The organism is Lactobacillus juensis (genome assembly GCF_036246285.1).
GTDB classification, from domain to species: domain Bacteria; phylum Bacillota; class Bacilli; order Lactobacillales; family Lactobacillaceae; genus Lactobacillus; species Lactobacillus juensis.
Genome location: NZ_BTTS01000001.1, coordinates 651,933 through 676,539, shown reverse-complemented (window position 1 = coordinate 676,539; position 24,607 = coordinate 651,933). Strand labels below are relative to the sequence as shown.

At 35.6% G+C, this 24,607-nt stretch carries 25 protein-coding genes; 20 read left to right on the top strand and 5 right to left on the bottom strand.

Annotated elements, in window-relative coordinates:
• Positions 1 to 5 precede the first annotated feature (5 nt).
• From AAA926_RS03190 to AAA926_RS03180, 3 genes are read left to right on the top strand one after another with little or no spacing between them, the layout of a single operon-like run.
• The gene (locus tag AAA926_RS03190) at positions 6 to 425 is read left to right on the top strand and encodes a PTS sugar transporter subunit IIA (protein WP_338211848.1); all 420 of its coding nucleotides are present in this window, start codon (positions 6 to 8) and stop codon (positions 423 to 425) included.
• A complete protein-coding gene (locus AAA926_RS03185; RefSeq protein ID WP_338211847.1) occupies positions 418 to 1,308 on the top strand; it encodes a dihydrodipicolinate synthase family protein in 891 nt (296 codons plus the stop codon). Before AAA926_RS03190 ends, AAA926_RS03185 begins: the two co-directional genes overlap by 8 nt.
• A gap of 8 nt (positions 1,309 to 1,316) precedes the next feature.
• Positions 1,317 to 1,949 (top strand): beta/alpha barrel domain-containing protein, encoded by a 633-nt coding sequence (locus tag AAA926_RS03180; protein WP_338211846.1) that lies wholly within the window; start codon positions 1,317 to 1,319, stop codon positions 1,947 to 1,949.
• Between the two features lie 345 nt (positions 1,950 to 2,294).
• On the opposite strand, the gene AAA926_RS03175 is transcribed toward AAA926_RS03180, so the two are convergent.
• The gene (locus AAA926_RS03175) at positions 2,295 to 2,816 is read right to left on the bottom strand and encodes an LURP-one-related/scramblase family protein (RefSeq protein WP_198180801.1); all 522 of its coding nucleotides are present in this window, start codon (positions 2,814 to 2,816) and stop codon (positions 2,295 to 2,297) included.
• Between the two features lie 10 nt (positions 2,817 to 2,826).
• Positions 2,827 to 3,702, bottom strand: coding sequence for a Cof-type HAD-IIB family hydrolase (locus tag AAA926_RS03170; protein ID WP_338211845.1), 876 nt, complete (start codon positions 3,700 to 3,702; stop codon positions 2,827 to 2,829).
• Between the two features lie 194 nt (positions 3,703 to 3,896).
• Between AAA926_RS03170 and AAA926_RS03165 the strand changes: the two genes are divergently transcribed.
• From AAA926_RS03165 to tsaE, 3 genes are read left to right on the top strand one after another with little or no spacing between them, the layout of a single operon-like run.
• Entirely contained in the window at positions 3,897 to 4,592 is a 696-nt protein-coding gene (locus AAA926_RS03165) for a uracil-DNA glycosylase (protein ID WP_198180799.1), read from the top strand.
• Between the two features lie 11 nt (positions 4,593 to 4,603).
• Positions 4,604 to 5,602 (top strand): phosphate acetyltransferase, encoded by a 999-nt coding sequence (pta, locus tag AAA926_RS03160; protein WP_338211844.1) that lies wholly within the window; start codon positions 4,604 to 4,606, stop codon positions 5,600 to 5,602.
• Positions 5,592 to 6,065, top strand: coding sequence for a tRNA (adenosine(37)-N6)-threonylcarbamoyltransferase complex ATPase subunit type 1 TsaE (gene tsaE / locus AAA926_RS03155; protein ID WP_338211843.1), 474 nt, complete (start codon positions 5,592 to 5,594; stop codon positions 6,063 to 6,065). Before pta ends, tsaE begins: the two co-directional genes overlap by 11 nt.
• A gap of 31 nt (positions 6,066 to 6,096) precedes the next feature.
• Here the strand turns inward: tsaE and AAA926_RS03150 are convergent, their stop codons facing one another.
• Complete coding sequence (locus tag AAA926_RS03150) at positions 6,097 to 6,630, bottom strand: 3'-5' exonuclease (RefSeq protein WP_187154423.1); 534 nt, start codon at positions 6,628 to 6,630, stop codon at positions 6,097 to 6,099.
• 100 nt (positions 6,631 to 6,730) lie between these two features.
• On the opposite strand from AAA926_RS03150, the gene murB reads away from it, so the two are divergent.
• From murB to glmM, 4 genes are read left to right on the top strand one after another with little or no spacing between them, the layout of a single operon-like run.
• Positions 6,731 to 7,630, top strand: a complete 900-nt coding sequence (gene murB, locus AAA926_RS03145) for a UDP-N-acetylmuramate dehydrogenase (protein WP_338206598.1) — start codon at positions 6,731 to 6,733, stop codon at positions 7,628 to 7,630.
• A gap of 35 nt (positions 7,631 to 7,665) precedes the next feature.
• Positions 7,666 to 8,511 carry a diadenylate cyclase CdaA gene (cdaA, locus tag AAA926_RS03140; RefSeq protein ID WP_198180795.1) on the top strand — a complete coding sequence of 282 codons (846 nt, stop codon included), beginning with the start codon at positions 7,666 to 7,668 and terminating at the stop codon, positions 8,509 to 8,511.
• Positions 8,508 to 9,485 carry a CdaR family protein gene (locus tag AAA926_RS03135; RefSeq protein WP_198180794.1) on the top strand — a complete coding sequence of 326 codons (978 nt, stop codon included), beginning with the start codon at positions 8,508 to 8,510 and terminating at the stop codon, positions 9,483 to 9,485. Before cdaA ends, AAA926_RS03135 begins: the two co-directional genes overlap by 4 nt.
• A 20-nt stretch (positions 9,486 to 9,505) precedes the next feature.
• Positions 9,506 to 10,858, top strand: coding sequence for a phosphoglucosamine mutase (gene glmM, locus AAA926_RS03130; RefSeq protein ID WP_338211842.1), 1,353 nt, complete (start codon positions 9,506 to 9,508; stop codon positions 10,856 to 10,858).
• A gap of 102 nt (positions 10,859 to 10,960) precedes the next feature.
• On the opposite strand, the gene AAA926_RS03125 is transcribed toward glmM, so the two are convergent.
• On the bottom strand, positions 10,961 to 11,962 hold the full coding sequence (locus AAA926_RS03125) for an SLAP domain-containing protein (RefSeq protein ID WP_338211841.1): 1,002 nt from the start codon (positions 11,960 to 11,962) through the stop codon (positions 10,961 to 10,963).
• Positions 11,963 to 12,336: 374 nt separating this feature from the next.
• Between AAA926_RS03125 and glmS the strand changes: the two genes are divergently transcribed.
• The 7 genes from glmS to AAA926_RS03090 all read left to right on the top strand — a co-directional run bounded on the left by glmS (position 12,337) and on the right by AAA926_RS03090 (position 20,063).
• The gene (gene glmS / locus AAA926_RS03120; RefSeq protein ID WP_338211840.1) at positions 12,337 to 14,148 is read left to right on the top strand and encodes a glutamine--fructose-6-phosphate transaminase (isomerizing); all 1,812 of its coding nucleotides are present in this window, start codon (positions 12,337 to 12,339) and stop codon (positions 14,146 to 14,148) included.
• A gap of 258 nt (positions 14,149 to 14,406) precedes the next feature.
• The gene (locus AAA926_RS03115) at positions 14,407 to 15,222 is read left to right on the top strand and encodes a Cof-type HAD-IIB family hydrolase (protein WP_198179548.1); all 816 of its coding nucleotides are present in this window, start codon (positions 14,407 to 14,409) and stop codon (positions 15,220 to 15,222) included.
• A 24-nt stretch (positions 15,223 to 15,246) separates the two neighbouring features.
• A complete protein-coding gene (locus tag AAA926_RS03110) occupies positions 15,247 to 15,684 on the top strand; it encodes a CopY/TcrY family copper transport repressor (RefSeq protein ID WP_198179545.1) in 438 nt (145 codons plus the stop codon).
• 35 nt (positions 15,685 to 15,719) lie between these two features.
• Entirely contained in the window at positions 15,720 to 16,433 is a 714-nt protein-coding gene (locus AAA926_RS03105; protein WP_338211839.1) for a hypothetical protein, read from the top strand.
• Positions 16,434 to 16,572: 139 nt separating this feature from the next.
• Positions 16,573 to 18,096 carry a glycosyltransferase gene (locus AAA926_RS03100; RefSeq protein ID WP_338206594.1) on the top strand — a complete coding sequence of 508 codons (1,524 nt, stop codon included), beginning with the start codon at positions 16,573 to 16,575 and terminating at the stop codon, positions 18,094 to 18,096.
• A 133-nt stretch (positions 18,097 to 18,229) separates the two neighbouring features.
• Complete coding sequence (locus AAA926_RS03095; protein ID WP_338206593.1) at positions 18,230 to 19,627, top strand: DHA2 family efflux MFS transporter permease subunit; 1,398 nt, start codon at positions 18,230 to 18,232, stop codon at positions 19,625 to 19,627.
• 10 nt (positions 19,628 to 19,637) lie between these two features.
• Positions 19,638 to 20,063: a MarR family winged helix-turn-helix transcriptional regulator gene (locus AAA926_RS03090; RefSeq protein WP_338211838.1), complete on the top strand. Its 426-nt coding sequence runs from the start codon at positions 19,638 to 19,640 to the stop codon at positions 20,061 to 20,063.
• A 52-nt stretch (positions 20,064 to 20,115) separates the two neighbouring features.
• On the opposite strand, the gene guaB is transcribed toward AAA926_RS03090, so the two are convergent.
• On the bottom strand, positions 20,116 to 21,261 hold the full coding sequence (gene guaB / locus AAA926_RS03085) for an IMP dehydrogenase (protein ID WP_338211837.1): 1,146 nt from the start codon (positions 21,259 to 21,261) through the stop codon (positions 20,116 to 20,118).
• A 300-nt stretch (positions 21,262 to 21,561) separates the two neighbouring features.
• Between guaB and add the strand changes: the two genes are divergently transcribed.
• From add to AAA926_RS03070, 3 genes are all read left to right on the top strand, one after another.
• Positions 21,562 to 22,587, top strand: coding sequence for an adenosine deaminase (gene add, locus AAA926_RS03080; RefSeq protein ID WP_338211836.1), 1,026 nt, complete (start codon positions 21,562 to 21,564; stop codon positions 22,585 to 22,587).
• A 242-nt stretch (positions 22,588 to 22,829) separates the two neighbouring features.
• Entirely contained in the window at positions 22,830 to 23,813 is a 984-nt protein-coding gene (locus AAA926_RS03075; RefSeq protein ID WP_198213739.1) for an ABC transporter ATP-binding protein, read from the top strand.
• Positions 23,810 to 24,607: an ABC transporter permease gene (locus AAA926_RS03070; RefSeq protein WP_338211835.1), complete on the top strand. Its 798-nt coding sequence runs from the start codon at positions 23,810 to 23,812 to the stop codon at positions 24,605 to 24,607. Before AAA926_RS03075 ends, AAA926_RS03070 begins: the two co-directional genes overlap by 4 nt.

The following is a 24,607-nucleotide window of genomic DNA, read 5'->3' as shown; positions in this document are numbered from 1 at the left end:
GAAGAGTGGCAATAAAAATAGTGGTAGCTACTCATGGTAACTTTGGCAAAGAAATTATTAACTCTGCAAGTATGCTTGTAGGAGATATCTCGAAAATTACATCACTTTCGTTAATGCCCGGAATGTCTTTTGAGGATTTTGTGAATGAAGCAAGAGATAGTTTGAATAAAAATAAAGATGAACAAATATTATGTTTTGTTGATCTTTTTGGTGGTACTCCATCCAATACAATGACTGCCTTAACTAAAGAATTTCAGATGAACGTTATTACAGGTTTAAATTTGCCAATGCTCATTGATGCTTATCTAAAAATTCAGAGTGGAGAAACAAATTTAGCTAAGTTAACTGCTGAAGAGCATAAAACAGGCCAAGACTCAGTAGTGATTACAAATGAAAAATTGGAGGAGAACAATAAAAATGTTTAACGGAATTATTACGCCAATAGTGACTCCATTTAATGATGATGAAACGCAAACTATTAATTATCAGGCAACTGATCAACTGATCGACTATTTGATAAAAAATGGTGTTAATGGGATATTTCCGTTGGGAAGCAATGGAGAATTCAATGTTCTTACTATAAAAGAAAGAAATGAGTTTGCTTCTCATGTCATTAATTATGTCAATCACAGAGTACCGGTTTATGTAGGTACAGGATCCTGTAGCACTAATGAAGCGGTGTACTTATCTCGAAAAGCGGAAGAACTAGGAGCTGATGCCCTTTCAGTAATTACTCCTTACTTTTTCAAATTACGTGATGAAGATATTTATAATTATTATAAGCAAATTGCTGAAAGCGTTAAAATTCCAATTATCTTATACAATATTCCCGGAAACACGCAAAACAATATTAATCCGAAAATTTTAGACCAATTAGCTGCAATTCCAAACGTGGCTGGGATTAAGGATAGTAGTGGCAATAAAGAAAGCATAGATGCTTACTTAAAAGTGGTACAAAAACATGAAAATTTACATTTTTTAATTGGCTCTGATTCTAAAATTTCTTATGCGTTTGGAAAAGGAGCTACCGGAGCAATTGCAGGTACAAGCAATTTATTAGTTAAAAATGTAGTCGCGCTAAATAATGCTCTGCGTTCAGGAGATAATGTAACGGCAGAAAAGATGCAAGAAAGTCTTAACCCATTAAGAAAAATAATGCATAAAGCTCCAGTACCATCAGTTTTAAAACGTGCAGTAACACTTGCTGGAATAGCTAATGTAGGTGATGCTAGAAAACCTGAGGTAGCACCAAGCGTAATCTTGAATCAAGAAATAAAAGAACTTATTGTTGAATACAATTTCAAATAGGAGAAAAAATGCGTAAATTTAATAACATGAAAAGAATTTTAGATAGTTGTGCTTTAGCTGTTGTTAGGGCTCCAAAAAAAAGAGTTTTAGAAGTGGCTGAAGGAATAAGTCGAGGTGGAATAGATGTTATGGAGGTGAGCTACACTAATAACGATGCACCATTAGCGATTGACTTGGTACACGAAAAGCTCGGAGAAAAAGTTTTAGTTGGAGCCGGGACCGTTCTTGATGCTCCAACCGCCAGAGATGCAATTTCACATGATGCCGGATTTTTATATTCACCGATGTTTGATAAAGGAGTTGCAGAAATTGCAAATGAGTATCAGATTCCTTACGCTGCTGGTTGTACAACTGTAACTGAAGCTGTCACAGCAATGCGTGCAGGTGCTACATTTATCAAGATGTTTCCATATTCAGGAATTGAAGGCCCTAAAGTCATAAAAACAATCAAGACACCAATACCGTGGATGCCTGTTCTCCAATCAGGATCAATAAATGTTGACAATATTCATGAATGGCTTGATGCAGGAGCTGAAGTCTTGGGAATTGGTAGTGCCCTTACAAAAGGAACTGTTGAAGATATTGCTCAAAGTGCAGCAAAAATACGACAGACTATAGACAACTATTACCAAAAAGGGTAACTATTATATATATAAATAAAATTCCTGTTTTTACAGGAATTTTTTGATTTGCTATAGAATCAACTCCAAGGCATATGCTCTTTATTAATCTAATAAGGGATTTTAAAGAAATTTAGGAAATTGTCGAAACTGTAAAATTAACCTTTTTGATGAAAGCCTTTCGAGCATTGACTTAAAAACAGCACAAAAATTATTGCAGAAATTACTTGGAAGAGTAGAAACGGCAGTAGTAGTTTCCCATCGCGCCGAAGAAATTGCCGATTTAACTTTTACAAATTTGTCATTAAATTAGTTTTAAGCGAAAAAAGTTACCAGCAAAGTCTGTCTGATTAACTGGTAACTATATTAATTAAAGTTAACATTATATTTACGACCAATAGGTGGAAAAGTTGGCAGTCTCAATGGTGTAGTATGCCACTGGGTAAAAAGAGTAGCACATAATAAAATAAAAGGAACGTCTTCAGGCCGTTCAATGTCGCAAATGAGGACCACCCCTTCAGTTTGAACAACAGTACGCACTGTTGCGACTTTTTTGATACCAAAGAGGAACTTATAACTTCCTTTTTTGATACTGCCAGAAACTATGTAATTTAACCTAGTAATATAAAAAAGATTTGCTAATTTATTGTTTAAGCGTTTAACCTTTACTAAGGAATGGTTGATAACGTCAATTGTGTAGGAGGAAATAAATCCATTGCCATCAGTATAAAGACGTCCGATTTCTTCACCATTAATTTTTTTCAAGTACAGAGTATGGTTAGGATTATCTAAATTGCCTTGAATTATATACTGAATTTTATTCTGCCTGTTGGCTACAGGAATTTGACCATATTCCTGTTTTTGAGTTAATTCGAGTAAGTAGCGCATCTAAGCACCTCTATTCTTTTGCATTATCCTTGATAAACTTTCTTAAAACATGTGCGACTCCATCTTCATTATTTGACTTAGTTTTGACTTGTGCTAATTCTTTTATTGCAGGAACAGCATTTGCCATAGCCACCCCTGTTCCTGCATCTCTAATCATGCTGGCATCATTTAAATTATCGCCTATAGCAGCTACTTCTTCACGTTTAATACCTTTTTGACGTGCATAATCAAGAAGCGCAGGTCCTTTTTGTGCTTTAGCATCATTAATCTCAATATTCGCAGCAGAGCTTGAAGTCACAACAACGTCACCTAAAGCATTGATCTCTTTTTTAGCTTGAGTAAAAGCAGCTTGTCCGCGTCCATCAAATGCAATAATTTTCATGATTTCAATCTTGGGATTTGTCAATAAGTGATCATAATCGTCTACTAAAGTCATGCTCAACATAGCATCACTACCTGCAGCAGTAGCTACTGCTTTTTTAAAATTAGCCTTGGGATCAAGTAACATTAAGGAACGAGCCAAATTAACTATTCGTTTACTAGTATCCGTTGAGAAAATCTTTTCAGCAGTGACTAATTCAAAATAAATATTATTTTTCCTAAGGATTTTTGAAATGAGGCTGGCTTTTTCATTTGGCAGTTTATGCTTTACCTTTAAATTGGCATCTGCATCATAGACTAATGCACCATTAATGTTGATAAAGCCAGTTTTAAGACCATAATCATGCATGGTTTTACGAGATTGTCGTGGTGCACGTCCGGTTGCCACTAAAAATTCAATACCGTTTTTTTGTGCTGCATGAATTGCAGCGACATTTTTGTCCGAAATAGCCATATCACTGTTAAAAAGAGTTCCGTCTAAATCACAAGCTACTAATTTAATCAATGGTAAAATTACTCCTCCTCCAATTTTGCTGTTTAAATGATTATTTACATATTAACATATATGAAGAAAACCCTACCTTTAATCTTCATCAACTACACATGAAAATTAAGAGAAATTAAAAGTATTAATTGTCCCACTTTCATTATTAATTTCATGATAACATAAAAGTTAATGAAAGAGAGGCTGTTTAGGTAATGAAAAAATTTATTGGGAACGACTGGGACGAAATATTAGCTCCAGTGTTTAAAAGTGAAAAGTATCAGCGATTACATGAATTTTTAAAAAAAGAATACGCGACAAAGAAGATTTATCCTGATATGTATCATATTTTTACCGCTTTTAAGTTAACTTCATTTGCAAATACTAAAGTAGTCATTTTGGGACAGGATCCGTATCATAATCCTGGTCAGGCAACAGGGATGAGTTTTTCAGTTAATCCCGGTGTAAAATTGCCACCTTCTCTGCAAAACATTTATAAAGAACTTTATGATGATGTGGGTTGTAGACCCGTCAATCATGGTTATTTAAAAAAATGGGCAGATCAGGGAGTTTTGCTATTAAATGCTGTTTTAACGGTCCCATACGGTCACGCAAATGGTCACCAGGGAAAGGGCTGGGAAGAAGTGACTGATGCCGCAATTAAGGCATTAAGTGATCGCGGCAAAGTGGTCTTCATACTATGGGGTCGCTATGCTCAAAATAAAATCGTTTTGATTGACCAAGATAAAAATTTTGTGATTAAATCAGCTCATCCAAGTCCGTATTCCGCAGACAGAGGATTTTTTGGTTCAAGACCTTTTTCACGTTGCAACGAAGCACTAAAAAATTTTAACGAAATTCCCATTGATTGGCAATTACCGGCCAAAGTTACACAAGCAGATTTAGCATAGGTAGGAAGTAAATGAGCGTTTTTGATTTATTAAAAAATAAAGTACAAAAGTCACACAGAAAGTATCAGATTGTTTTTCCTGAAGGAGATGACCTCCGCATTTTAAACGCAGCCAGCCAATTATCTTTGGATAATGTTGTCAAGCCCCTTTTATTAGGCAATTCTGCAAAGATTACTAGGTTGGTACAAGAACAAAATTTAACTTTTAGGGAGTTAGTGATTATTGATCCAGCTCACTATGAGAACAAGGCAGCTATGGTGCAGAGCTTTATCAATGCACGAGGGAAAAAAGTTGCCCCCACTGAAATAGCAGAAATAGTAAAGGATCCAAATTATTTTGGCACTATGCTCGTTGAAATGGGTCTGGCCGACGGCATGGTCTCAGGAGCAACTCATTCGACTGCTGCAACGGTAAGACCGGCTTTGCAACTGATCCACACCGCTAAAGGAATGAAACGAGTTTCTGGCAGCTTTATTATGGAGCGGCACGATGAAAAATATATTTTTGCTGATTGTGCAATTAATCTAGATCCAGATAGCCAAACTTTAGCTGAAATTGCGTATCAGTCAGTTAAAACTGCACAAATGATTAATATTGATCCTAAAGTCGCATTTTTAAGCTTTTCAACTAAAGGTTCAGCCCAGGCAGATACGGTTACCAAAGTTGAACGAGCTGTAGAAATTTTTAAACAGCAACATCCAGATATTCTTGCAGATGGTGAGTTACAATTTGATGCTGCTTTTGTGCCCGAAGTAGCTGCTAAAAAAGCTCCGGAATCTGTCATTAAGGGACGAGCAAATATTTTTATTTTTCCTGAATTGCAGTCAGGTAACATTTCTTATAAAATTGCTCAACGCCTTGGCAACTTTGCGGCTATTGGGCCTATCTTGCAGGGATTGCGCAAACCTGTTAATGATCTTTCGCGCGGGGCAAATACGCAAGATGTTTATAATATTGCCGTTTTAACTGCTGCACAAGCACTAATAAGGGATGAAGAAAATGAAGCTTGATGTCAATTCGACACAGGAAATGCAACATTTAGGTGCAGTTATAGCTCAAACTGCACAAGCCCATGATTTGTTACTGTTAAATGGTGATTTGGGAGCAGGTAAAACAACCTTAACTCAGGGTATTGGTCGGGAACTGGGAATTAAACGACCTGTGAAAAGTCCAACGTTTACCATCGTTAGAGAATACCCTGAGGCTAGACTTCCTTTATTTCATATGGATTTTTATCGTTTGGAAAATGATGATTTATCATCAATTGATTTAAGTGCTTATATGGCAGAACCCGGCCTGGTTGTGATTGAATGGCCGGAAATTGTGCAAGAGCAACTACCTGAAGAATATTTACAAATTATTATCAAAAGAGTAGATGATAGCTGGAATTCGACTAAGCGAGTAGTTGAATTCGTGCCAAAAGGCCGTAGGAATGAAAAGTGGGCAGAAAAGATTATAGAAAAAGTAAGTTAAAAATAGGGCCTAAAAGGCCCTATTTTTTATGCTATATTTGGTAAACCAAGTTTTTCAGCGCTTCGTCACCATATTGTTTATCCTGCGCTATTAATATACCGGCACATGCTTCACTATCACTTAACGCATTATGGTGGTGCCATAATTCTACGCCAAGAGCATTTGAAACAGTGTCGAGTTTATGGTTAGGTAATTTGGGTTCAAATAACTTGCTGGTGCGTAAAGTATCAATAACAAAATAGTGTGGTTCAGGTATATCATAGCGTGCCAAACTCTGCCTCATGACATTAGTATCAAAGCGGGCATTATGAGCCGTAACTAACATTCCCGGTTGATATAAATCCTTAATTTTAGGCCAAACTTCAGCCATCGTTGGGGCATCTTTGACATCTGCTGCAGTGATATCGTGAATTTGAATGTTGCGCGCATCAAAAGGCATTTGCGGATTAATTACCGTGTAAAAACGATCTATAATTTGATTGTCCCGTACCATCACCAGTGCCAAAGAACAAGCACTCTCTGGATGCCGATTGGCTGTTTCAAAATCCATCGCGATGAAATTCATTTTATCTCCTTTAAATTTTAATTTTAGTATAACATATGATGAAGCAATTAACTGAATGCGGTAAAATAGTAAAAGATTAGTAAAAAAGGGGATTTTTGTTTTGAAATTAGCGGATTTAGCCCAAAATGGTATTGAAATAAAAAAGCAGGTTCCGCTTAGTAAGTACACATTTACTAAAACTGGCGGACCAGCTGCCTTTCTCGCCTTTCCTCGTAATGACAGTGAATTAAGGAAATTAGTAATTACTGCTAATGAAAATAATGTTCCCTTAACGGTAATAGGTAATGCTTCCAATTTAATTATTCGAGATGGTGGAATTGATGGTTTGGTTATAATTTTAACCAAGATGGAAAAAATAAAAGTTAAAGGAAATTGCGTTATTGCCCAAGCAGGAGCCACTATCGTTGATACGGCTTTTACTGCTGCTCATCATGGTCTAAGTGGTATGGAATTTGCAGCTGGAATACCAGGCAGTGTTGGTGGGGCAGTCTTCATGAATGCTGGTGCTTATGGAGGAGAAACTTGCAATGTAGTCCAAAGTGTAAAAGTGCTGACACGAGCAGGCGAATATAAAAATTATTCTCAAGCAGAAATGAAATTTTCCTACCGTCACTCTTTGGTGCAAGAAAATGGTGATATTGTAACAGAAGCAGCTTTTACGTTAAAAAATGGAAATAAAAGGGAAATTTTGGCAAATATGAATTATCTCAACGCTTTGCGTAAGTATAAGCAGCCCCTAGAATATCCATCATGTGGGAGTGTTTTCAAGCGCCCAGCTGGTCATTATGTTGGACCTATGATTATTAAGGCAGGACTTCAAGGAAAACAAATTGGTGGTGCTCAAGATTCAACTAAACATGCTGGTTTTATCGTGAATAAAGGTGGAGCCACTGCTACGGATTACTTAAATTTAATTCATTTAATTCAAAAGAAAATCAAGTCAAGTTTTGGACTTGACTTACAAACAGAAGTTAGAATTATTGGTAAGCCCAATGATTAAAGTATTATGTTTACACATAATGGGAAGGAGAATTTATGCAAAATATTGGGACCCATATTTTTACTTGGAGCACCTTTTCAACAATTCTTGATATTCTAATTATCTGGTTTGTTGTTTATCACCTGGTGGTTTTGATCAGAGGAACAAAAGCTGTTCAACTGGCCAAGGGCATTGTGCTGATATTTCTTGTACGCATTATTGCTGGCATCTTGCAATTGCATGCTACTACCTGGTTAATTGATCAAATCGTTTCCTGGTCCGTAGTAGGTATTATAGTGATCTTTCAGCCAGAAATCAGACGTGGACTTGAACATTTGGGTCGTTTGCCTATTTTTGGTGGACGTGAGGACAGTGCTCGGGATGAATCAATCAAATTTATTAATGAGCTTGATAAAGCTATTCAGTACATGTCAAAAAGAAGAATTGGAGCCTTAATTACAATTCAGCAGGAAACCGGTCTTGAAGATTATATTGAAACTGGAATTAAGTTAAATGCAGATGTTACGGGGGAATTACTAATTAACATTTTTATTCCCAATACTCCGTTACATGATGGTGCGGTTATCATCAACAATGATCATCAAATTGCAGTTGCTGCGGCCTATTTGCCACTTTCAGATAACAGTATGATTCCCAAAAGACTGGGAACACGCCATCGCGCTGCTGTAGGTATCTCCGAAGTGACGGATGCAATTACTGTAGTTGTTTCAGAGGAAACTGGAGGGGTTACAATTACCCGTAATGGTCGTTTTATGGTTGATTTAACTCGTGATGAATATCTAAAATATCTCAATGCAGAATTGGTTCCAAAGAAAAATGATAACGATAAGTGGTATCAAAAAATTATCCGCAAGCTCTGGAAGTGGGGTGCTGATCGATGAGAGAATTTTGGAAAAAGTCTTGGTTTATTAAGTTAGTGTCTTTGTTGATAGCTGTTTTACTGGTCATTTATATTAACTCTACTCAGGGCGGTTTTTTATCTCAAGGACAAGCAGAAAAAACAAGGCAAACTGCAAATAAAACCCAAACCATTAAGGTTCCCCTCCAAGTTTCGGTTGATACTGATAAGTATTATGTAGTTGGCTATCCTGAGAAAGTGAGCGTCACACTTGAAGGTTCAACTGCACTGGTTACCTCAACTGTTAATACCCAAAACTTCAGAGCCTACATTGATTTGACTAATAAAAGTATTGGCAAACATAACGTTAAAATTCATGTTAACGGTATTAACAGGCAAATATCTTATTCGATTAATCCTCGTAGTGTTGAAGTTGATATTCAAAGACGAAAATCTACTACAATGCCTATACAAATAGAGTATAATAAGAGTGCTGTTGCTCATGGCTATCAACTGGGTCACTCTAGTGTTTATCCGCAGCAGGTTGAGGTAACGGGAGCTCGTTCTGAAGTAGACCAAATTGACCAAATAGTAGCTAAAGTAGTTTTACCAAATGGGATCGACCACACTTATGAGCGGCAGGTCAATTTAATAGCCGAAGATCATAAAGGCAGGCAACTAAACGTAGTCATTGATCCCGCAACGGCTAAAGTATCAATTCCCGTTACAACGGCCAAAAAAGCGGTTAAAATAAAGCTTGAGCCAGAACATGAGAAAATGAATAAAATATATTCTCTAACTGCTAAAACTAAGTATGTTACTTTATATGGTAGTGAAGAAGACTTGGCTAAGGTGAAGCATTTAAAAGTTCCGGTCGACCTGGGAACTATTACAACTTCTACTACCAAAACAATTACTTTTAATTTACCTGATGGGGTTGTGAGATCAAATCCCAGGCAGATTACTGTTGATGTAAAAGTGGAAAATACAAACGATTCAAAAAATAAAAATAATTAAGATAGAAAGGTTGTTTACTAATGTTGAAATATTTTGGCACTGATGGTGTACGTGGGGTGGCTAATCAAGATTTGTCTCCAGAAATGGCTTTTAAACTGGGTCGTGATGGTGGTTATGTTTTAACCAAAAATAAAGCTAAGGAAGAGCAGGCAAAAGTTTTAGTTTCTCGTGATACCAGAATTTCGGGGCAAATGTTGGAATACGCTTTGATATCCGGACTTCTTTCCGTTGGGATTGAAGTTTTAGAAGTTGGTGTAATTACTACCCCTGGTTTGTCGTACTTAGTCCGCGCTCAGGGCGCTGATGCCGGTGTTCAAATTTCCGCTTCACATAATCCTGTGGATGATAACGGTATTAAATTTTTTGGTAGTGATGGTTTGAAATTGTCAGACGAAATGGAAGGCGAAATTGAAAAACTAATTGATGCTCCAGAAGATAATTTGCCTAGACCTTCTGCTAAAGGATTGGGTTCAGTCACTGACTTTCATGAAGGCAGTGCCAAATATTTGCAATTTATTGAAAATACTATTCCCGAAGACCTTGGTGGTATCAAAGTGGTTATTGATGGTGCTAACGGTGCTGCTAGCAGTTTGATTTCGCGGTTATTTGCGGATTGCGGCGTTGATTTCACTACTATTGCTACTCATCCTGATGGCTTGAATATTAATGATCATGTTGGTGCTACTCATACCAAAAAATTGCAGGAAGAAGTGGTAAAACAGGGCGCACAACTTGGCCTTGCATTTGACGGTGATGCTGATCGCTGCATTGCTGTTGATGAAAATGGTCACGAAGTTGATGGAGACCACATCATGTATATTCTGGGCAGCTATATGGAAGATGGCGGCCGACTAAAAAAAGATACCATTGTCACTACTGTAATGAGTAATCTGGGCTTTACTAAGGCATTACAAAGGCGTGGTATTAAAAATGTTCGTACCCAAGTTGGCGACAGGTATGTTTCAGAAGAAATGCGAACAAACGGTTATAATTTAGGCGGAGAGCAGTCAGGTCATGTTATCATGAGTGATTATCATAATACAGGTGACGGCATGTTGACTGGCTTACATCTAATGTTGGTAATGAAAAGAACTGGAAAAAGTTTGACAGAATTATTGACTGATTTTAAGGAATATCCTCAGTGTCTCGTTAATGTTCCGGTTAAAGATAAAAAATCTTGGAAAGAGCACCAACCAATTTTAGACGTCATTAAAGAAGTTGAAAATGAAATGGGTGATGAAGGACGGGTATTAGTTCGTCCTTCCGGTACACAGTCGCTTTTGCGGGTGATGGCTGAAGGACCTACTCAAGAGGAAACTGACGCTTACGTTAAAAGAATAACCGATGTAGTGGAAGCAGAAATGGGCATATAAATAAATTAAACTTACTGTGTCTTTGAGTTAGAAAGCAGTTAAACAGTAATAGTAATAAGACCCTCAAATTTATGGCAAATTTGAGGGTCTTATTTTATCTTTTTACTCTTTTTCTATGTTGGCTGGCGTGACATCAGCTGCTGTATTTATTGGCTTTAAATGATTGCCAAAAGTATATTTAGCAGTCGAAGCTTTCACAAAATTACAGTTTGACATCGATGAAGGTGAATCTAAAACTTCATAAAATAGTTCTGCTTTTTTATCTGCTGGAACCCATATATATCTTAATCCTGTAACCGAAACCGTATCACCTGAACTAAACCATGAATCGTCCGCAAATTCTCCTTTTATATTATAAAGATATGCGTCATTCACAAATCTTACATGCATGATATTAGTATACGGTATTAGTTGCTGACGAGGCTGCGTTTTAAGGTCGTCTCTTAAAACAAACAATTTTTTATTGTTTTTTATGCGGAATACTTCTAGAACTCTATTATCAAGCATATCAATTTTAGTCGTCCCTGCTAGTTCTTCTCTATTACTGCGACGATCAACCACTAGTTTCGTACCCTTTTTGACATATTTATTGGTAAATTCACCTTTATTATTAACAAGATTTGCTTTTGTAAAATCTTTATCAGAAGAAAATGGCGATGATGCTATTGTAACAGTAGCATAATTAGTAAATAACTTATTTCCATTTATACTATCAACATTTATAGCTTTAATATAACCGCCATGACCGATGTTGTAGTATTGTTTACCTTTAATTGTTTTATATGGTAGATAATACCAGTTCATATCTTTGTCATTAAAGGAATAACGCTTGGTATCTGGAACAGATAGGGCTTTAATTTTGCCAACATATCTTACTAAAGCACCCTTTTTTAGCAGCCCATTCGTTTTAAGATAAGAATACTTTTTCTTACCCTTTTTGTTATAAACACGAGTCTTATGATTCAAGGTTAGCTTGCCTTGCTCAGAATTTACATTTGATGTAGTAGTTTGAGCTTGAGCAATATTAGTTGTAGTAACTGCTATTGATGCTATTGTCAATATTCCAGCTAATAAGCTAATAAACAATTTTTTGTTAATTTTCATTGTAATTACTCCTTTATCCTTAAATTCTAATAGCTATCTGGTTAATTGTCTATTAAGGCTAACAATTTCACCTAAAGCATCAAAAGTAGGAAGAAGACCTCTTCCTTTTGCATAATACTTAAATATTATTATTTTTTATACGATAGCTTATATTTATTCAAAATTATACCTATTTAACTGTTCTCAATTTGTAGCTTTTATCATTTATTTTTGCCTTTTTTTGTACTAGCGATAGTAGTTTCACGTTATAGTATAGACCAATTATAAAAATAAGGCTTGACCAATTTTGTTAAAAAGGCTAATATTCCATACGTAAGTTGGATTAATTGATTAGCCCAAATAAAAAAAATTTTACTAGACCAAAGGAGAAATATATGTGTGGAATTGTTGGCATTGTTGGAAAATCTGCTAGAGAAATTGTTTTAAATGGCTTGTCAAAGCTTGAATATCGCGGATATGATTCTGCAGGAATTTATCTCAATGATTTGGCAGGAAAAGAATATTTAACTAAAACTGCTGGCCGTATTGAGGACTTGAAGAACAAGATGACCCCACAAGAGCAGGGCATGGTTGGAATTGGCCACACTCGTTGGGCAACACATGGTAAGCCCACTGAAGCTAACGCTCATCCCCAATTTGATGAAACCGAACGCTTTTATTTAGTTCATAATGGTGTAATTGAAAATTACCAGGACATAAAAAAGCAATATCTCAAAGATGTTTCCTTTAAATCTGACACAGACACTGAAGTGATTGTTCAATTAATTAGCAAATTTGCTCGTGAAAAGAATGAAGATGCTTTTACTGCTTTAAAACAGGCCCTACAAGTAATAAAGGGATCATATGCCCTTTTATTAATAGACAATCAAAATCCAGACCATATTTTTATTGCTAAAAATAAATCTCCTTTGATGTTGGGACTTGGTAACGGTTTTAATGTAATCGCATCTGACGCATTATCAGTATTGGATCAAACCAAAACTTTCGTTGATTTACGAGATGGTGAAGTTGGAGATATTACTAAAAACGATTATCAGCTTGAAACTATTACTGGTCAAAAAGTTGAGCATCAACCTTATGAGTTAAATATTGACGAAAATGCCGCTTCTAAAGGCACTTATGAATTTTACATGCTTAAAGAAATATGTGAGCAGCCAAGTGTTTTACGGCACTTAGATCAATATTATCTTGATCAAAATGGTGACCCAAAAGTAGATGCTAAAATTATTAATGCTTTATCAAAGGCAGATAGATTATATATCTTTGCTGCCGGTACAAGTTACCATGCGGGGTTAATTGGTAAACAACTTTTTGAAAAGCTGACTAAGATTCCAACTGAAGTAGGTTTTGCTTCAGAAGCGGGCTATCATTTTCCAATGATGTCAAAACACCCATTCTTTATTTTCTTATCGCAATCAGGTGAAACTGCTGATTCACGCGTTGTCTTGCAACAGGCGATTAAACGTGGCATTCCCAGTCTGACTTTGACAAATGTGCCTAATTCGACTCTGGCGCGCGAAGCTAATTATGCTATGTCACTCGAAGCAGGTCCGGAGATTGCTGTAGCTTCAACTAAGGCTTATACTGCCCAGGTTGCCGTTCAAGCTATAGTTGCCAAGGCATTAGGAGAAAATTTAGGTATTAAAGACGCCGTAGCGTTTGAATTAAAAGAGAATTTTGCTTTGGCTGCTGAAGGAATTGAACAAGTAATTTCCAGCCAGGAAAAAATTGAGCAGCTCGCTCAAAAGGATATTATACCAAGTCGTAATGCCTTTTATATTGGCAGGGGGATTGATTATCCAGTTGCTTTAGAGGCGGCGTTAAAGCTTAAAGAAGTTTCTTATATCCAAACTGAAGGTTTTGCGGCAGCAGAACTAAAACACGGAACAATTTCATTGATTGAAAAAGGCACGCCAGTAATTGCATTGATTAATGATCCTGTCACAGCGGATTTGATGCGGGGTAATATTCAGGAAGTGATTGCTCGTGGAGCAACAGTTATTACTATTGCGCGTAAATCATTAGCTAAAGCTAGTGACGATATTGTTTTACCTGAAGTTAATTATTATCTGTCGCCACTTGTTAGTGTGGTAACAGCACAATTATTTGCTTATTTTGCAGCAAAAGATAAGGGGTTGGATGTGGACAAACCACGAAATTTAGCTAAAAGCGTAACGGTAGAATAATATTTTGGCCTTTTTTGGAAAAGATATTGGCAGAAAAGAAGGGTTAAAAAATTACCTTCGAAAATTAAATTACATTATTAAATAATCCTTGACAAATAAAAGAGTAGGCAAACCACTCAAAATGATATGACCCTCAAATTTGATAGTTATATCAAATTGAGACTTGTCTACTTTTTTAGTATGGACAATGACCTACTTTTTTCCCGGACACTTTTGTATAATAAAGAAAATAGTGAAAAAGTGTAGGAGGATATTATTTTGGCAATAAAGTTGATTGCGGTTGACTTAGATGGCACTTTGTTGACAACTACAAAGCAGATTTTACCGGAAACTGAAAGAGTTCTTAAACAAGCAGATAGTCAGGGTATAAAAGTGGTTCTGGCTACAGGTCGACCATTGTCTGGTACAATTGAATTTAATAAACAGTTGGGTTTGCAGGGTAAAAGGCAATATGACATTGTTTTCAATGGCGCTGTGATCCAAGATTTGGCGGGCAATATCTTAATGAATGAAGAAATGAACTATCGCGATTTTACTAACATGAGGAAATTACAAAGATTAGCTCAGGTTAACCTTCATTTTGAAACCCCAGAATGCTATTGGACATGTGATCGTGATATAGGAGTTAACCTGGCACGAAATGCAACTTTTACTAATAATGTGCTTAAAGTACGTAAAGCTGAAGAAATAACACAAGATTTTGCTTTTAATAAAGTGGGTCTTAGCGTCCTTGATGATGAGCGAGAAGTTGATAAACTATGGAATAATATTCCTCAGTGGGCTTTTGCAAAATATGATATTGTTCGCAGTTTTTCGTCAATTGTTGAAATCAACATTAAAGATGCTTCCAAGGGAAATGCTGTTTTACAGCTGGCTGACAGATTGAAAATTAAGCCAAGTCAAGTTATGGTGTTTGGCGATCAAGGCAATGATGTTTCAATGTTTACGAATCCCGACTTTATGAAAATAGCCATGGGTAACGCAATCGAAGAGATAAAAGATTATGCCGATTACGTAACAGAAGATAATGACCATGATGGAATTGCCAAAGCAATAAAAAAGTTTGTTCTGTAGTAAAATAAAGTTGAGTTGATTATTATGGTAGAAAAAAATAGAGAACATAATATTTCCGAAGCTGAGTGGGAAGTTATGAGAATAGTGTGGACTTTAGGAGAAATTCACACTGGTGAAGTGATTCAACAGCTTCAGGCAAAAAAGAACTGGTCTGAATCTACTATCAAAACTTTGATGGGACGTTTGGTCAAAAAGGGTCTGTTAAAAACCCGTAAAGATGGCCGCCGTTTTGTTTATTCAGCTACTGTTACTCAGATTGAAATGATGATTGAGGTCACAAAAGAAGTGATGAGCCATATGTGTGATATGCATAAAGGTCAGGTAATGATAGCTATTCTTAAAGATATGCCTCTTGCTCAGGGTGACATTGCTAAAATAGAAAAAGAACTTGCTTATAAAAAAGAAAGTGCTCCTGAAATGGTTAATTGTAACTGTTTAGCTTCGGGTCAACATGACTGCTAGATTAAATAGTTAATATTAATGTGGAGGTTGATTTAATGAAAAAATTTGCTAGTATTCTATTCCGAGTGATTTTTACTGCAGTGGTTTGTATTTCTGGCTTTCTGTTACTGGAATCTCCAATAACTATTAATGTGCAAAATGTTCGTAGCATGGCACAGAAAGTAATTAAAAAAAGTGTAAATGATACTGGTGATTCAAGACTAAAGGGTACCTTGAAACTGGCTAAGGATTTTGGTGTAGAAGATAAAATTTTAGAGCAATTACCCAAAAAATATCATAAGGATATGTCTTATGTTAGTCTATATAATCTCGGTGTTACTTATCAAGAAAATGGAGAAGTATCTGCTAAGAATTTGTCTTTCCCAGAAAATAATGAAGTACAAAAAGCTGTAAGCAACCTGCTGTTAAATAAGATTAACAATGGCTTGAATGAAAACAAGGATAAAGTTAACCAAACTATTAGTATTTTTCATTATTGCCTCTTTGCAACAATATTAGTTTTTATTCTAGCTGCTTTGTTGATGTTATTTGGTAAATATTGGGCTTCAATTATTTTATTGGTTGCGGCCATAGGATCATTTGGAGCACTACAGTTTTTAGCAAACCAATTAGTTCAATGGCTACAGAACAATGTTGTTAGTGGAATTTCATTAACTACCTCTCCGATTTTGTGGTCCGGGTTAGCCTTGGGGATAATTGCTGCAATTATCTGGCCTTTAATTTTAAAATTAACTAAAAAGCAGCAGTAATTAATTTATAATTCAACTAAAGTATTAGCCGAATATTGATCGGTTAATGCTTTTTTGCATTTAAATCCATTATTTATATTTAAAAAATATATGCTAAAATTGACTATGATAGTTTGAATATAGGAATAAAGGACAATTTATGTATTACTTTTTAGATAATAGATTAGATGCGAATAGTTCGGGAATAGAGCACGCAGAAGTCAAAAGATTAATGCTTTTCAAACGCAATCACGTTAAGGCAAAAATAGTGACATCAGAATATAACCGGTTTGCTCATCGTAATTTACCTTTGTATAACATGACAGATGATGATTATGTCAATAAGTTCGACTTTTTTGCCGGCACAGTAAAATTTACTAGTCGTATTGTAACTATAAAAGATTTGCCGATTCCGAGTGATAATAATGTGAAACAAATTGACAATGGTTATGAAGTCTATGAAGGTCAACGTAAAACAATGACCGTTAATATGTTGCCTAATGGCAGCATTGATACAATAAAATATTTTAATGCTGATGTCCACTGTATTAAGCAGGAATTTTACGATACACGTGGATTTAAGAGTATGACCCAAATTTATGATACAGTTGACGGTCATTTGATTTATGAATTGTTCTTTCGTCCGAACAATACCATTTACTATGAAATTTCATATGAAAGAAAACCAAATGTCTATCCTGCTACTAACATTCAAATGACCGATATTCATGGCATTGTCCATTCACTAATGAATAATGGTCAGGCCTTTACTATTATGCTCGATGAATTGAATGAGCAAGATGGGGATGAAAGATCAACATTTATTTCGGATCGTAGCAATATTACTAATGTACCAATGATTAATATGAAGACGCCTGCCAGAAAAATTGAGCATTTTCACAGTATTCATTTTAGAGATTACTGGGATCCTACTTCACCTCTTACCTACAACTCAATTTCTAATAATGAGCTACTTAGTAAAACCGATTTAGTAATTACTCCTACAAAACAACAAGCAGATGACATGCGTAAAAGGCTGAGGACGCAAGTACCAATCGTTGCTATTCCTGTTGGAATAGTGCCAGATGAGCAGCTACATGCTGAACATATACCAATGAGTGAGCGCACAAAAGGTAAAATAATAGTAGTGGCTAGAATATTTTATGAAAAACGGATTGATGATGCCATCAAAGCTTTCAATCAGGCTTATCAAAATAACGACTCGTTGACTTTAGACATTTATGGTTACGGAAATGGCGCTGATAATTTCAAGGAAGAAAAAAAGTTAAAAAAATTAGTGCAGGACCTGGGTTTGGAAGATGTAGTCCATTTTATGGGTTATGCGAAAGATATGAATTATATTTATGATGATGCGCAGCTTGCTGTTGTTACTTCCCGGTATGAGGGCTTTAACCTTTCTGTACTTGAAGCTCAATCTCACGGTGTTCCAGTAGCTTCATATAATATTAATTATGGAGTAGAGGATTTAATCGCTGACGGAAAGAGTGGCTTTATCGTACCAAGTGGTCATATAGATGATTTAGCTGCCAAAATTACTGAGTTTTTTGCTAGTCCTAAAATACGCAGGAAACTGAACGATGGTGCATATGAAAATGCCAAGCGTTTTTCAAGCGAAAGCGTTTGGCGTTATTGGCAAAAATATGTGATTGACACAGATAAATAAGTATTTTAAAAAATTGCTCACCTTGAAGTTTAAGGTGGGTTTTTCTTTGCTTTAAATTTATTGCATTTCAAAAAAATGTGAGTTACTATGGTTAATTAGTTAGCTTGCTAACTAAATTTTAGGAGGAATTTGAATGCAAAGAAAATTAGATGCAAAATTAATTTGTTCAATTTTCGCAGCCGGATTAATGTCTTTTTCAGGTGTGCTAATTGAAACAGCAGGAAACGTTACTTTTCCCGTTTTAATGAATGATTTTCATGTTAATATGGCTACCGTACAGTGGATGACAACTGGTTATTTGTTAGTTGCTTCTATTATTATGCCATTATCTGCATATTTAAAAAGAAATTTTAGTTCAAGAAAACTTTTTGTGACAGCCGCTACCTTATTTATTTGTGGTTTAGTAATTGATGCAGTAGCAAATCAATTTATTTTTCTGGTACTTGGTCGTGTCATCCAAGGAGCAGGTGCAGGAATAGCTATTCCATTAATGTTTAATATTATTTTGGAACGGACGCCATTAGATAAAATTGGACTGCTTATGGGAATAGGAACAATGATTACGGCGGTTGCTCCAGCTTTAGGTCCAACATTTGGCGGATTAGTCGTCAATACTTTAGGTTGGCGCTACATATTTATTTTTATCATTCCTGTGATGATTATTTCTCTACTAATGGGTATAGCTTCAATTAATGATGAATCCAAAAAAATTGCACATACTCAACTCGATACAGCAGGATTTCTGAGTATTGCTTTAACATTCATAGGTTTTATTTTTGCTTTTAGCAATTTGTCTACCATATTACAAAAACCATTAATGTTCATTTTGCCTCTGGCAGTTGGTGTTATTTGTTTAATTATTTTTATCAAGCATTCATTAAATACCGCTACTCCGTTAATTAATATTAGAGTTTTTAAAAACACTAAATTTACTCAAGGCATAACAGCTTATTTTATTTTTCAAGTTAATACTTTAGGATTGTCGTTTATCTTGCCTAATTATGTTCAAATTGTTAATCATTCTACAGCAATGACTGCAGGTCTTCTGCTTTTAACCGGTGGACTTGTTGGAGCGGTGCTCTCACCAATTAGTGGCAGATTGCTCGACAATTACGGTCCCAGAAAGCCAATTATGACGGGTGCTTTTTTTGAAATAATAGGCGGCATTCTTTATTGTTTATTTGCTTCCTCACTATCATCTGGCAAAATTATTCTGTTCTATGCTATTACAATGATGGGTATAGGTCTGGTAATGGGGGACACAATGACTGCTTCCATTGGTCAACTAGATGAAAAAGAAAATACAGATGGCAATGGGCTGTTCAATATGGCACAGCAATTTGCTGGAGCTGTCGGCACGGCAATTATTTCAGCTATTATGCAATTTGTAGAACAGATGAGTGGTCAAAGCTCCACTACTGGAAAATATATTGAAGCTGCTCAGGTAGGTTTTATTTTTATTCTTATTATTGTTCTTGTTGGTGTATACTTACTTTATCAAGCTACAAAATCAGTAAAAGCAAAGGAATAGAGTAAGATTAATGAACAGATTAGGATTAGCCTTACAGCGTGTACAAAATACATTTAATCGTAATGCTGATTACTACGCCAGAAAAATTGGCTTAACTGGAACACAGATGTTGATCATTGAATATTTGGCTTCATTTGCCCAAAACAAGTCAATTTATCAGAAGGATATTGAGCATGAATTTAACATTAGGAAGTCTACTGCTACTAATGTATTACGCTTAATGGAAAAAAAAGACTTAATTACCAAAAAAGTTGATCAACATGATACACGATTAAAGGCAATAATCCTAACTGAGAAAGCTGTCAAGCTAAGACCAAAAATAACTAATTATTTTGTCAATTCTGAGAATAGTTATGCCGAAATTTTAGGAGCCGATACGAAGAAAGAATTGGTAAAAAAACTACAGAAGCTGAATGAAGCCATATCTGAAAAATAGATTAAAAAAATAGTTATTGCTTTCATGCAATAACTATTTTTAATTTGAGTTTTTATCTTTCGTAGTTAGGTGCTTTTTTTGTAATTTGGACATCATGTGGATGAGATTCTCTTAAACCAGCATTGGTAATCTTCACAAATTGAGCATTCTCACGTAGTTCATCAATAGTGGCTGCACCCACATAGCCCATACCTGAACGCAAACCACCAATAATTTGGAAAATAATATCAGAAACATCACCTTTGTATTCTACGCGTGCTTCAACACCTTCAGGAACTAATTTATTAGCTTCATTGACACCACCTTGGAAATATCTGTCAGAGGATCCATGGGCTTGAGCCATTGCTCCGACAGATCCCATACCCCGATAGGTCTTATATTTTTGACCATCGCTTTCAAATATTTCTCCCGGTGCTTCAGTGGTACCTGACAACATGCTCCCAAGCATGACAGCATTGCCACCCGCTGCGAGCGCCTTAACAACATCACCTGAATACTTTATTCCACCATCTGCAATTATTGGTTTGTGGTATTCTCTGGCAGCAGTAGCAGCATCATAAATTGCAGTGATTTGCGGTACGCCAACACCAGCTACTACGCGGGTTGTGCAGATAGACCCAGGGCCAATACCCACTTTTACGATATCCACACCAGCATCAAAAAGTGCTCTGGTAGCATCGCCTGTAGCAACATTACCGGCAATTAACGTAATATTAGGAAAATGATCCCTAATTTCTTTGATTTTACGCAAAACACCAGCTGAGTGACCATGGGCAGTATCAATTACAATTGCATCTGCACCTTTTTCAATAAGTGCTTCAGCCCGCTCAAAAGTATCACTGGTCACGCCAATAGCAGCAGCGACGAGCAGATGATTGTCATCATCGACAGCTGCTTTAGTAATGTTAGATGGAACAACAACATTTTTGACGTTTGCAACTTCGCCAGCTTGGGCAGTGATGGACATATTTTTATGGATCACTCCTAAACCACCTTGCAGAGCGATTGCTATTGCCATTGCGCCTTCAGTTACGGTATCCATTCCAGCACTAATAATAGGAATATTGAGTTTCAGATTAGGCGCTAATTGAGTATGAAGATCCACTTCATTTGGCAATACATGGCTTTCCGCTGGAATCAATAACACATCGTCAAACGTTAAGCCCTCTTTAACAAATTTTGTTGTCCAATTTGACATTTAATGCACTCTCCTTTTCAAAAATATTAAAGTTAAATTGATTACACTTTACTAGTGATTTTAATCTTGGTCAAGATAAAATTATAGATCGTATTGTTAAAATTATAGTATTACTAGCGAAGTATTTCAATGTAAAAATCGAACAAAATCACAATATTAATAGATATTGTAAGTGATAAATAAAAATGTTATGATTTTTAATATTGATTTATAGCTATATAAAAGCTTAAATGATAAAGAGGGTAATTAGACTTCACTTAAAATGTTCGTATTTAAAATTATTTTGTTAAGGAGAAAAAGATGATCCAAAAATTATCTCGTAAGGTTGTTGACGGATTGCCTAAGGCTGAACTGCATGTTCATATAGAAGGAACACTTGAAGCCGAAATGGAATTTGCCATCGCTAAGAGAAACCAGATTGATATCGGTGCTAAGACTCCAGCGGATATTGACAGGAATTATGGAGTAGGATTGCCGGAATTTCTAAAGGCATACTATAAAGGGATGCAGGTCTTGCGGACAAAACAAGATTTCTATGATTTAACTGCAGCTTTTTTGCGCAAAGAAGCTGACAGCAATGTTAAGCACCTTGAACTGTTTTTTGATCCTCAAGCGCATACTAGTCGGGGTATCCCTTTTGCTACAGTAATTGAGGGCATTCATGAAGCGATTGTTGATGCAGCATCATTAGACATTGATGTACAGTTAATAATGTGCTTTTTAAGAGAGTATTCACAAGAATCAGCAATGCAAACTTTAAAAGAAGCTGAGCCATATCATAAAAAAGGCTGGATATTAGGTATTGGTCTTGATTCAGATGAACATCATAACCCACCGTTGAAGTTTATGCTGGTTTTTACTAAGGCCCGAGCTCAAGGTTACTATTTAACAATGCATTGTGATCTACACCAAGTTGATTCAGTTGATCATATCAAACAAGCTTTAGAAATTATTACGGTGGATCGTTTGGATCATGGCTTAAATATAGTTGAAAATGCGGATTTAATGGCATTTTTAATAGACCAAAAAATTGGTATTACAGCATGTCCCATGGCTTATTTTTACACCCGCAAAGTTATGGAACAAGAGGCCATTAATAAGCTTTTTAATAGCGGCGCACTGATTAGTTTTAATTCCGATGATCCAGCTTATAAGGGTAGTAATTATATTAATGATGTTTACTATAAATTTGCCCAAAAGTGCGATTGGGGTGAAAAAGAACTGATCCGAATAGCACAAAACTCATTTAAAACCTCTTGGATCAGTCAGCAGGAAAAAGAACACTATCTTGCCCAAATAGAAGAATACATCTCAAGTAAAAGGTGATATTTTCTAGATAGAAAATATATTTTGTGCCAAAAATTAAATTATATTTAAAAACTGCTAAAAATGTGGTAGAATTTATCTAATTGTTGCTGATTTAAAAACTATAAGTAATAAGGTTAAACCAATGACAGTTTCTAAATGTATGATGATAGGTGTTCAAAACTTAAAGCAATTTTGTAAAAAGGATTGTCCTTTTAAAAATTGCTTTTTTGTGCTGGCTAGATAACTAAATGAGGTCAAAAATGAACGAAAATGCGATTGAAGTTCATAATCTTTCTAAGGATTATTTTATTAGCAGCAGGGGTGAAAACTGGCGTGCAGTTGTTAAAAATATTTTTAAGCCTGAAAAGACGGCAGTGCAAGCAGTAAAATCGCTCAATTTTACTATCAAGAACGGTGAAAAAGTTGGCTTTATTGGCAAAAACGGGGCAGGTAAGACCACGACCATTAAGATGCTTACTGGAACCTTGTTTCCATCAGCTGGAACTTGCAGGGTAAATGGCTATGATCCTACAAAAAGGATAAATGATTTCAAAAAGTCAATCTCAGTCGTTATGGGAAATAGATCGCAACTTTTTCCTGATTTAACCCCTAGAGATTATTTGAAATTATTGCAGTCAATGTACGATATACCGGAAGAAATTTTTCAAAAAACGGTCAATGATCTGGCTCAGATATTAAATGTAACTTCAAAATTAGATGTACAAACCCGCAAATTATCACTGGGAGAACGAATGAAAGTAGAATTTCTGGCCGGCGTAGCAACCAGACCAAAAATACTCTTTTTAGATGAACCGACTATTGGCTTAGACGTTTTGGCAAAAAGGGATATACGCAAGTTTTTGTTAAGGCTGAATCAGGAAGAAAAATTGACTGTCTTTCTTACCTCTCATGATATGGAAGATATTGCAACTATCTGTGATCACCTGATCATTGTAAATAGCGGTCAGATAATGTGGGATGGACCAAAAACAGATTTATTAGAGAGGTTTAATCAGAATAAATATATTACTTTTATTAAATCGGAGAACTTCAACGAAAGTAAATTGGGCGCCAAGATTATTGATCAGGATGATTTGACCGTGACAATTAAAGTTCCTGTAGAAAAGGTAGATGACCAGATCGCTCAGTTGGCACGGGATAATCAAGGCTCCGACTATCAAATAAATGACCTGAAGCTTGAAGATATTATCTTAGAGCTATTTGCTGAGGAGAAAGAAAAATGATAAAAACCTATTTCTCAGTAAGCAAGATCTCATTGAAGTCTATATTAGCCAATAAGAGCAGCGTCATAATTTTGCTTCTGCAAGCACTGGTACCAAGTTTAGTGATGTTTTATTTGTGGTCATTAATATTGAATCATGGTCAAACTATTGGTGGTTTTAGCAAAAATCAAATGGTAATTTATTATATTGGGGTTAATTTTATTAATTCTTTTGTATGGTATGCAGTTGACTGGGAATTGAATGATGATATCCATTCAGGAGAATTGTCTAATATCATACATAGACCAATTACAATTGAAAAATATTATTTTGCTAAAATGCTGGGCGATAGACTGGCAAATTTAATTTTGCTTGCTCCGATTTTAATTATTGGATTTATCTATATAGTTGCGCGTAATTTAATTCATATTTCTTTACTCGTGTTACTTGAATTTGCATTTAGTTTAATTATGGCAGCCATATTATGGTTTCTTTTTTCTTATATTATTGGTAGTGTAGCTTACTGGTTTGACAATCTTTTCTTTGTTTTACTGGTAAAAGAAGTTGTAGTCAATCTGCTGGCAGGTTTTTACTTTCCTTTAGAAATTTTGCCGCCTTTTTTGGTAAAAATAATTAAACTACTGCCATTTCAGTATTTCAGCTCTTTTCCAATTGATACGCTTGTTAAAGCGTTACCATTAAATATATGGCTTAAAAACACAATCATTGAAATTGTATGGATGATAGTTTTTTATTTAATAGTAAAAATAGTTAATAAAGAAGGGCTTCAGAGATACTCTGATGTAATGGGTTGA